This window comes from Polaromonas sp. P1_E1_2 (assembly GCF_056406035.1).
This window is the reverse complement of the sequence record NZ_JBFUAZ010000815.1, coordinates 1-1,469: the sequence shown is the minus strand read 5'-3', so window position 1 is coordinate 1,469 and position 1,469 is coordinate 1. Positions and strand designations below refer to the sequence as shown.

General features: G+C 56.4%; 2 protein-coding genes. Both read left to right on the top strand.

Features of this window, described 5'->3' with window-relative positions:
- Positions 1 to 461: site-2 protease family protein (locus AC1D1P_RS23185; protein WP_477674615.1), on the top strand; the 461-nt coding region annotated here is incomplete at its 5' end.
- A 13-nt stretch (positions 462 to 474) separates the two neighbouring features.
- The coding region (gene bamA, locus AC1D1P_RS23180) for an outer membrane protein assembly factor BamA (RefSeq protein WP_477674614.1) at positions 475 to 1,469 on the top strand (995 nt) is incomplete at its 3' end.

The following is a 1,469-nucleotide window of genomic DNA, read 5'->3' as shown; positions in this document are numbered from 1 at the left end:
GGGTGATGGTGCCCCGGATTGAGGCCTATGTGGGAGCCCCTCCCGAGTTTGTCACGGTGCGTTACGGCCCTGTCGATGGCTTGTGGCAAGGTGCCGTACGTACCTGGCAGGTTTCGCTGCTCACACTGAAGATGATGGGGAAAATGGTCATAGGCGAGGCGTCGCTTAAAAACCTGAGTGGCCCGCTCACGATTGCGGACTATGCGGGGAAGTCGGCCAGCCTTGGGTGGAGCAGTTATCTGCTATTTTTGGCCCTTATCAGCGTGAGCCTTGGCGTCCTGAATTTACTGCCGCTGCCGGTTCTGGATGGGGGGCACCYGATGTATTATCTTTGGGAGGGGATCACCGGCCGGGGCGTGTCTGACGCCTGGATGGACCGGTTGCAGCGCGGTGGCGTTGCTATCCTGCTGGGCATGATGTGCGTTGCCCTGTTTAACGATGTCACCCGGCTTTTGGGCTAATTCCTTACATTTCATGCAAAAACAAATAAATCGCTTCAAAGTTCGTGCAGTTTGCGCTATCGCCGCCGGTCTTTTTGCAGCCAGTTCGGCTTGGGCCGTTGACCCTTTCACGGTGCGTGATATCCGGGTTGAAGGCTTGCAGCGCGTTGAGCCCGGAACCATTTTTGCCTCCTTGCCCTTTCGGGTCGGCGAAACCTATAACGACGACAAGGGTTCCACCGCCATTCGTGCGCTGTTTGGGCTGGGCCTGTTCAAGGACGTGAGACTTGAAGTCAGTGGCGACGTATTGGTGGTGATCGTTGAAGAGCGTCCCACCGTCGCTGACGTGGACTTTGTGGGTGCCAAGGAGTTCGACAAGGACGCGCTCAAGAAAGCACTCCGCGAGGCCGGTGTTGCGGACGGYCAGCCGTTCGACAAGGCGCTCGCCGACAAGGCGGAGCAGGAGCTCAAGCGCCAGTACATCAACAAGAGCCTGTACGGCGTTGAAATTGTCACCACCGTCACGCCGATCGAACGCAATCGGGTCAACCTGACTTTCAGTGTGACCGAAGGCGATGTCGCGAAGATCAAGGAAATCCACATTACAGGCAACAAGGCGTTCAGCGAGTCAACCCTCCTGAGCCTCTTTGACCTTGATACAGGTGGCTGGCTCAGCTGGTACACCAAGTCGGATCGCTATTCGCGCACCAAGCTCAACGCCGACATTGAAACGCTGCGCTCCTACTACCTTTCGCGGGGCTACCTCKAATTCAAAATCGACTCTACCCAGGTTGCGATTTCCCCGGACAAACAAAGCATTGCCATCACCGTCAACGTGACCGAGGGCGAGCGTTTTGTTGTTTCGGGTGTCAAGCTTGAAGGCAACTACCTGAACAAGGAAGAAGAGTTCAAGACACTCGTGAAAATCACGCCTGGTGAGGCCTACAACGCGGACGAGGTCGCTGAAACGACCAAGGCGTTCAGCGACTATTTCGGTACTTTTGGCTACGCTTTTGCCCGCGTCGAAGC